This window comes from Shinella sp. G-2 (genome assembly GCF_050172695.1).
Lineage (GTDB): Bacteria > Pseudomonadota > Alphaproteobacteria > Rhizobiales > Rhizobiaceae > Shinella.
On sequence record NZ_JBBEYH010000048.1, the window covers coordinates 1 to 8,476 of the forward strand.

Genomic DNA, 8,476 nt, shown 5'->3' on the forward strand with positions numbered 1-8,476 from the left:
ATCCTCCTCCTGACGACCAAGGATCAATGATGCACCGTTACACTCCGGGACCACACACCTAGGCTACGCGGCGATACTGCACGGTCTGGCCACCGCGTCCCTCGCCGATGTGGAACTGCGAGAGGGCCGACTGCAGTTGGGCAGCTTCGCTGGCGAGGACCTGGCTGGCAGCGGTGGTTTCTTCGACCATGGCGGCGTTCTGCTGGGTCATCTGGTCCATCTGGTTGACGGCCGTGTTGATTTCGCCGAGGGCGGCAGACTGCTCCTGGGCGGCGCGGGTGATCGAGACGACGTGGTCGTTGACGCGGTTGACGAGGTCCTTGATCTCGGAGAGCACGTCGCCGGTCGACAGCACCAGCGAAACACCGCCCTTTACCTCGCCGGCCGAGGCATTGATCAATGTCTTGATCTCCTTGGCGGCGTTGGCCGAGCGCTGGGCGAGTTCGCGCACTTCCTGGGCAACGACGGCAAAGCCGCGGCCGGCCTCGCCCGCCCGGGCCGCCTCGACACCGGCATTCAGGGCCAGCAGGTTCGTCTGGAAGGCGATCTCGTCGATCACGGAGATGATCTGGCTGATCTTCTGCGAGGACTGCTCGATGCGGCCCATGGCGTCGATGGCGCTCTGCACGATCTCGCCGGACTTGTCGGCGCTGTCCTTGGCTTCGCGCACGATTTCGGACGCCTCGATGGCGCGGGTCGTGGAGGTCTTCACCGTGGTGGTGATTTCCTCCAGTGCTGCAGCGGTCTCCTCCAGCGAGGCGGCCTGCTGCTCGGTGCGATGGGCAAGCTGGTCGGCGGCGGCGGAAAGCTCGCGGGAATTGCCGGTGATGGTGCCCGCGGTGGAAAGGATGCCGGCCATCGTGCTGCGCAGCGTCAGCATCGCACCATTGACGTTGGCCTGAAGCTCGGCGAAGTCGCCTTGGAAATGACCGGCCATTTCCTGCGTCAGGTCGGCATGGGAAAGCGAGGCGATCACGCGGCGCACCTCGGTGACGCCCCTGTCGACATTTTCCACCAGTTCGTTGACGCTCGTGGCGAAACGGCTGAGGTCCGCGTCTTCATAGGCCTTGGTGATGCGGCGGGAGAAATCGCCCGCGGCGGCGGCCGCGACGATGGTGCTGATGTTCGATTGCAGGTCCTTGCTCTGCGCCTGCAAGGCGGCTTCCTGCGCTTCCATCTCGCGCATCTGCATCTCGTTGGCGCGGAAGACGTCGAGCGTGCGTGCCATGGCGCCGATCTCGTCCTTGCGGTCGGTGCAGGGGATCGCGTCATCGAGCTTGCCGGCCGCCAGGTTCGACATCACGCCGGTCAGCAGCTGGATCGGACGCACGATGCCGTTGCGGGCGAAGAGCATCGCGAACAGCATGCCCGCGACGATGCAGACAAAAGCGGTTGCGAGCAGCAGGATCTGCGTTGTCGTCGAGCGGGAGATCGCGACGGCCCGCGAGCCGGATAGCGTTTCGGCGGAATAGGCCGAATATTCCTTGATCGCGGCGGTCACGGCCTTCTGGCCATCCAGCGCCTTGTCGAGCGCGGCGAGCAGCGCGGCGCGGTCCTGGCCCTTGTCGGAACCGGCCACGGCGACCATGGCGCGGATATCCTCGAAATAGGGTGCCAGGGCAGCGCGGATCGCTTCGAGCTGTTTCTGTTCGGTCGTGTCAGCGGTGGAGGCGATCTTCGGCAGGCGATCCAGCATTTCCGCGGCGCGCATTTCCGTCTCGGCAGCAAAATCGGCCGCCTTTTCCGGCGCCATGGCGAGCTGATAGGTCATGCGGCTGATCGCGATGACGTCGACGCGCAGGTCCATGGCCTCGCGGGCGACTTCCTCGCGCGCACCCGTATCCTGAAGTGCGGCGCCCAGCGAGGTGAGACCGCGGCTGCCGACCGTGGCGATGGTGCCGGCCGCAATACCCATCAGGAGCACGAGCAGGCCGACTTTCCGCGAAATGGAGAGATCGGAGATTTTCATGGGCAGGTCCCCTGGGGCGACCGGCGCTGTCCTGGCGCGTTCAATCCCGCACGACCCGGCGTCATTGCGGGTCCATACGGCCGTTGTCGGCGACAAAGGTTTCGATTTTCTTGCCTTTTGACAATCTGTTCGAGGGGGAAGCTCAGCCCTTTCGGAAGACGTAGTCCGTTTCCTGCCGTAGCGTTTCGCCAGGCCGCAGCACTGCCGAGGGGAAGTGCACATGGTTGACGGCATCCGGCCAGATCTGCGTTTCCAGGCAGAAACCGGCGAAGGCGCCGTAACGCCGGCCACCCAAACCGGCAACGGACGGGTTCACATGGGCGCCGGTATAGAGCTGCACGCCGGGCTCCGTGGTGAGAACGTCAAGGGAAACGCCGGAAAGGGAGCTACGCACCGTGGCCACCCGTCGCTTGTCCCGCCGTTCGTCGGAAAGGCAGAAATTGTGGTCGAAGGCGATGCCACCCGGCTCCACCTGGCGGCGGAAAGGCGTCCAGCCGGTCAGGTCGAAGGACGTTCCGGCGACGGGGCGGATTTCGCCAGTGGGGATGAGCGTTTCATCGACGGGCAGGTAATGGTCGGCCGCAAGGCGGATTTCGTGATCGAGAGCGTCGGCGCCGCCGTCGAGATTGAAATAGCTGTGCTGGCAGAGATTGACCGGCGTCGGTGCATCCGCCGTCGCTTCATAGACGACGGCAAGCGTGCCGTCGCCGGAGAGCCGATAGGTGCAGGTGATCGCGCAATTGCCGGGATAGCCCGCGCGGCCGGCAGGATCGGTAAAGGCCAGCGTGACGAAATCCGCGCCCTGCGCCGCGACGCGCCAGTTCTGCTGGCCGATGCCATCGCTGCCGCCATGCAGATGGGTGACGCCGCGCTCGTTGCATTCAAGCTGATACGACGTGCCGTCGAGGACGAAGCGCCCGCCGGCGATACGATTGGCACAACGCCCCGGCGTCGCGCCGAAATAGGGAGAGTGGGCGAGATAGGATGGAAGATTCTCGAAGCCGAGCACGAGGGGGGCCACATGCCCGTCTAGGCGCAGATCCTGGATGATCGCGCCCCAGGTCAGCACCTGCGCAGTGAGACCGCCGCCGGAAAGCGTGATGCGCTCGATCGCCTCGCCCGAAGGAAGGTGGCCGAAGATTTCATTGGATGCACCCACGCCTGTCCTCCTGCCCAATGCGCTGTGCCGGCAACCTGCGGCAATTGCCGCCGCCTTGCAATCAAAAAGTCATACTTTTCAGAAGGCGCGGTCTCAGAAATTCTTCTGGTAGACAATGAAGGGCGTCTTGTCGGCGATACGGTCGTAAAGCGTGCGCGCAGTGGCATTGAATTCCTGCGTCATCCAGTAGACTTCCGGCGCGCCGGCTTCCTTCGCCTTGGCATAGACGCCTTCGATCAGCGCCCGGCCGATGCCGGTGCCGCGCACGTCGGGATCGGCATATAGATCCTGCAAGTAGCAGATGCTGTCGATGGTCCAGCAGGAGCGATGGAAGAGATAATGCGCAAGACCGACAGGCTTGCCGTCGAGCGTGGCGAGAAGGCCGCGATATTCACCCTCCGCCACTTCGCCCGTCAGGCGGGCGAACGTGCTGGCGAAGATCTCCTCCAGAAGCACCGTCTCGTAGAAGGCGAGATAGGCGGTCCACAGGCGCCGCCATTCGCCTTCATCATCCTTGTGCAGAGGGCGAACGACGACACGGCTCATGATCAGGCTCCCGTTCCGATTTTTTCGAGGTCGTAGGGTGTTGTCTGGTAGATTTCGTTGATCCAGTTGCCGAAGAGCAGATGCGCATGACCGCGCCAGCGGTTCTGCGGCGGCAACGAGGGATCGTTGTGCGGAAAATAGTTCTTCGGCAGCTTGATCGGCACGCCGGCCGAGACGTCGCGGAAATATTCGTCGGCGAGCGACGTCGAATCATATTCCACGTGGTTGAAGATATAGAGCCGGTTGCCGGCCTTCTCCTGCACGAAGCAGACACCGGTTTCGTCGGAATCGAGCAGGATGTCGAGTTCCGGCACCGCGCGGATGTCCTCGATACGGATTTCCGTCCAGCGTGACACCGGCACTTCGAAATTATCCGAGAAGCCGTTGAGATAGACCGACGAGGGTTTGCGATTGTGGTGGCGATAGACGCCGAAGGCCTTTTCCTCAAGCGTACGTTTCGGCACGCCGTGGAAGTGGTAGATCGCCGCCATCGCCCCCCAGCAGACATTCAGCGTCGAATGCACGTTGGTCTCGGTCCAGTCGAGGATCTGTTTCATCTCGTCCCAGTAGGTGACGTCCTCGTAGTCGAGCGTTTCCACCGGCGCCCCGGTGATGATGAGGCCGTCGAACTTGCGGTGCCGCACCTCCTCCCACGTGTCGTAGAAGGCCAGCAGATGATCTTCCGAGGTGTTCTTGGCACGGTGACCGCCGACGCGAATCAGCGACAGTTCGACCTGCAGCGGCGAAGCGCCGACGAGGCGCGCCATCTGCACTTCCGTCTTGATCTTGTTCGGCATGAGATTGAGCAGCCCGATCTGCAGCGGTCGGATATCCTGCCGGATCGCCACCGTTTCGGTCATCACCCGCACACCCTCGTGAACGAGGGTCTCGAAGGCGGGGAGCGTATCGGGAATCTTGATGGGCATGTCTCAACTCGATCCAAAACAAAAACCGGCCGCAACGATGTCGCAACCGGTCCACGTAAGGTCTTCCTCGCGCGGCCCTTTAGCGACTTGTTTAACGTGGCTGCAAGCCGGCCGGCCAAATCACCACGAGCAAATTAGATAAACCCAGTCGGCCCGCGAATCAATCCGCCTGATCGAGTCTAAAAGGCCCGGATGCGGCGGGCATCCGGGCCTTGTCGTTTTCTCGAAGAGCCACGGCTCAGTAGTAGTCGTAGTGCTTCTTCTTGATGATGATCTTCACGCCGTAGTCGCCGCCGTAATAGTGCTTCTTGAAGTGCTTCTTGTAGCCGTAGTGCTTGCTGTAGCCATGGCTCTTGTAACCGTAGGACTTGTGGCCGTAGCCGTAGTAGCCAGCCTCGGACGGCGCGGCGAAGGAAACGGCGGCGACGACGGCGACGACGGCGGAAACGATGAACTTGCGCATGGGACTCTCCTGATCTCTTTCGGGTTGCAGGATGAGATCCCCTCATCCAATGACCCGACTGTCCCATATCGCCGCGCACGGCGCTGTTCCGGAGGGAACAGGGTGCGCCATGCCTTGCCCCTTGGCCGATGAATACCCGGATCAAGCCCGGGTACAACGAAGGGGCAAGGACGGATTGCTTCAAGAGGGGTCTCAGCCCTCCAGTTCCTCCCGCAGCATTTCCAGCTCCAGCCATTCCTCTTCCATCTTTACCAGGCTGTCGCGCAGCTTCTCCATCTCGGCCGCGAGCTTGTTGAAGTAGGCGGGATCCTTGGTGAAGAGGTTCGGATCGGCCATCTTCGCCTCGCGGGCGGCGATCTCCCTTTCCGCCTTCTCCATGTCCTTCGGCAGATTTTCGAGCGCGAATTTCTGTTTGTAGGAAAGTTTGCCCTTGCCCTTGTTCTCGGCAGGCGCGGCGACGGCCGTCTCGGCGGACTTCGCCTTCTCGGCCTTTTCCGCCCTGCGCTTCTCCTCGATGACGCCGCGACGCTGGGCCATCATGTCGGAATAGCCGCCGGCATATTCGATCCAGCGTCCGTCAGGACTTTCCGGATCGGCCGGAGCGATGGTGGACGTGACGGTGCGGTCGAGGAAATCGCGGTCGTGGCTGACGAGCAGCACAGTGCCGGAAAAACCCGTGACGATTTCCTGCAACAGGTCCAGAGTCTCGATGTCGAGATCGTTGGTCGGCTCATCGAGGATGAGGAGATTCGTCGGGCGCGACAGGATGCGCGCCAGCATCAGCCGGGCGCGCTCGCCGCCGGAAAGGTTGCGGATGGGCGTGCGGGCCTGTTCCGGCTGGAAGAGAAATTCCTTCATGTAGCCCGTGACATGGCGCTGTTCGCCATTGACCAACAGGGTCTCGCCGCGCCCGTCGGTGAGATAGTGGGCAAGCGTGTCGTCGAGGTTGAGGTCCTCGCGACGTTGGTCGAGCGTGGCGATCTCGAGATTGGTACCGAGCTTCACCCAGCCGTCGTCCGGCTCGAGCTGGCCGGTCAGCATCTTCAGGAGCGTCGTCTTGCCGGCGCCGTTCGGGCCGACGAGGCCGATGCAGTCGCCCCGATGCACGCGGATCGAGAAGGGCGCGACGATGGTACGCTCGCCATAGGACTTCGTGATCTTCTCCGCCTCGATGACCAGCTTGCCGGATTCCTGCGCATCCGACACGGTCGCCTGCACCGTGCCCTGCGGCCCCTTATGGCCGCGATGGCGCGCGCGCATGTCCTGCAGCTCGCCGAGGCGGCGCATGTTGCGCTTGCGGCGTGCGGTAACGCCGTAGCGCAGCCAGTGCTCCTCGCGCTCGATGGCCTTGCCGAGCTTGTGCTGCTCCAGTTCCTCGGCTTCCAGCACCTCGTCCCGCCAGGCCTCGAAATGGGCAAAGCCGCGATTGAGGCGACGCGACTGGCCGCGGTCGAGCCAGACGGTGGCGTTGGAGACCTTTTCGAGGAAGCGGCGGTCGTGCGAGATGACGATGAGCGCCGAGCGGGTGGATTGCAACTCGCCTTCGAGCCATTCGATGGTGGGCAGGTCGAGATGGTTCGTCGGCTCATCGAGCAGCAGGATATCCGGCTCAGGCGCCATGACGCGGGCAAGCGCTGCCCGGCGCGCCTCGCCGCCCGATAGCGACTTCGGGTCCTCGTTGCCGGAAAGGCCGAGATGTTCAAGCAGATAGGTGACGCGGTACGGATCGTCGGACGGGCCGAGACCGGCTTCGGCATAGGCGGCGACCGTATCGTAACCGTCGAAATCCGGTGCCTGGTGCAGGTAGCGGACGGTCGCGGACGGGTGGCGAAAGACCTCACCCGACTGCGCCTCGGCAAGGCCGGCGGCGATCTTCATCAGCGTCGACTTGCCGGAGCCGTTGCGGCCGACGAGGCAGATGCGGTCGCCCGGCTCCACCTGCAGGCTGGCGCCGGCAAGCAGCGGCGTGCCGCCGAAGCTGAGGAAGATATCGTCGAGTTTGAGGATGGGCGGTGCCAAGGGTCAGGCTCCTGAAAGGTCAAAAGGCCGGGCGATGAGGATCGCGCGGCCGGAGGCGAGCGAAAGGCGGATCGGGCCTTCAGCGACATTGGAAATGGTGCGCGACGAGCCGAAGGGCAAGGAAAAGTCGGCGAGCGGATAGCGCACGTTCTCGATGAACAGACCGGACAGCGGCGTGAGACCGAGAACGGAAAAAAGGCTGTCCTTCGGCAGGTCGATCTCCCGTACCCCCGGCAGGAGCGGCCAGGCCTCCTCCTCGCCGGAGGTGAGCTTGATCGCAAAGCCCTCTTCTTCCAGCGAAACGGCATGGAGGAGATGCATCAGGGCATGGTCGCTGCGTTCGCCGCCGAGCGCGCCGGCCAGAAGGATGTTTCGCGCGCCGCGCTCGATGGCGACGGAAACCGCGATGGCCCCGTCCGTCTCGTTCTTGGCAACGGGATAGGGCTGACGCTCGATATCAGGCCAGGCGGCGACAAGATCGGCCGGCGTCGAATCGAAATCGCCGACCCACAGTTCCGGCGTGAGGCCCAGCCCCGCCGCATGCCGCATGCCGCCATCCGCCGCCACGACGCGCGCACCGGCGACATCGGCGCGAAGCCGCGGCGTCGCCGAAAGCGCGCCCCCGAGAAGGACGACGAAGGTCTGGTCTGTGCGGGCCGGCTTGGTCATGGCTGATGCCCTTAGCGCATGTTTCCGGCAAAGGGAAAGAGTTTGGCGCGCCGTGCGTAGAAAGCGCTTGCAGCGGCTTCACGCACACAGTGTTTTCACCCGTGGTTCTACCGAAAAGCCGTCTGACGACGCGCCAAGGCTGGCTTGACTGGATGTTTCGCGGTGCAGCCGCCGATCTTTGGCAACGGTGCGATTGAGGAACGGAACGACGTACCGCCATCGCCCCGAACGAAAAGAGCCGGCGTTTCCGCCGGCCCTGTTGTCACCCCATACGCTCGGAGGCGTAGGAGCCCGGCGACGGCGGGAAGACGATGGTCTTGTTGCCGTTCATGAAGGTGCGATGGTGGATGTGGGCGTGCACGGCGCGGGCGAGAACCTGGCTCTCCACGTCGCGGCCGATCGACACGTAGTCCTCCGCCGACTGCGCATGGGTGATGCGGGCAACGTCCTGCTCGATGATCGGACCTTCGTCGAGGTCCTCGGTGACGTAGTGCGCCGTCGCGCCGATCAGCTTCACGCCGCGCTCGAACGCCTGCTTGTAGGGATTGGCACCCTTGAAGGACGGCAGGAAGGAGTGGTGGATGTTGATGATGCGGCCCGACATGCGCTTGCAGACGGCATCCGACAGGACCTGCATGTAACGGGCGAGAACGATGAGTTCGGCGCCGGACTGCTCGACCACTTCCATCAGACGGGCTTCGGCCTGCGGCTTGTTCTCCTTCGTC

8 protein-coding genes and 1 riboswitch are annotated in these 8,476 nt (G+C 63.5%); all 8 genes read right to left on the minus strand.

The features are described 5' to 3' along the window. Nucleotides 1–58: 58 nt before the first annotated feature. Complete coding sequence (locus V8U06_RS28780) at nucleotides 59–1,969, minus strand: methyl-accepting chemotaxis protein (protein WP_427143591.1); 1,911 nt, start codon at nucleotides 1,967–1,969, stop codon at nucleotides 59–61. A 142-nt stretch (nucleotides 1,970–2,111) separates the two neighbouring features. Continuing rightward, the gene (locus V8U06_RS28785) at nucleotides 2,112–3,128 is read right to left on the minus strand and encodes an aldose epimerase family protein (protein WP_427143592.1); all 1,017 of its coding nucleotides are present in this window, start codon (nucleotides 3,126–3,128) and stop codon (nucleotides 2,112–2,114) included. Nucleotides 3,129–3,221: 93 nt separating this feature from the next. Next, nucleotides 3,222–3,674, minus strand: a complete 453-nt coding sequence (locus tag V8U06_RS28790) for an N-acetyltransferase family protein (protein ID WP_427143593.1) — start codon at nucleotides 3,672–3,674, stop codon at nucleotides 3,222–3,224. 2 nt (nucleotides 3,675–3,676) lie between these two features. Further along, nucleotides 3,677–4,600: a homoserine O-acetyltransferase MetA gene (metA, locus tag V8U06_RS28795; protein WP_226921625.1), complete on the minus strand. Its 924-nt coding sequence runs from the start codon at nucleotides 4,598–4,600 to the stop codon at nucleotides 3,677–3,679. Nucleotides 4,601–4,659: 59 nt separating this feature from the next. Beyond that, a riboswitch (SAM riboswitch) is annotated at nucleotides 4,660–4,737 on the minus strand. Nucleotides 4,738–4,838: 101 nt separating this feature from the next. Beyond that, nucleotides 4,839–5,063 (minus strand): hypothetical protein, encoded by a 225-nt coding sequence (locus V8U06_RS28800; RefSeq protein ID WP_427143594.1) that lies wholly within the window; start codon nucleotides 5,061–5,063, stop codon nucleotides 4,839–4,841. 192 nt (nucleotides 5,064–5,255) lie between these two features. Continuing rightward, nucleotides 5,256–7,082: an ABC-F family ATP-binding cassette domain-containing protein gene (locus tag V8U06_RS28805; protein ID WP_427143595.1), complete on the minus strand. Its 1,827-nt coding sequence runs from the start codon at nucleotides 7,080–7,082 to the stop codon at nucleotides 5,256–5,258. Nucleotides 7,083–7,085: 3 nt separating this feature from the next. Continuing rightward, nucleotides 7,086–7,751: a thiamine diphosphokinase gene (locus tag V8U06_RS28810; protein WP_427143596.1), complete on the minus strand. Its 666-nt coding sequence runs from the start codon at nucleotides 7,749–7,751 to the stop codon at nucleotides 7,086–7,088. A gap of 262 nt (nucleotides 7,752–8,013) precedes the next feature. After that, on the minus strand, nucleotides 8,014–8,476 hold a 463-nt coding region (locus V8U06_RS28815), incomplete at its 5' end, for a formyltetrahydrofolate deformylase (protein ID WP_427140858.1).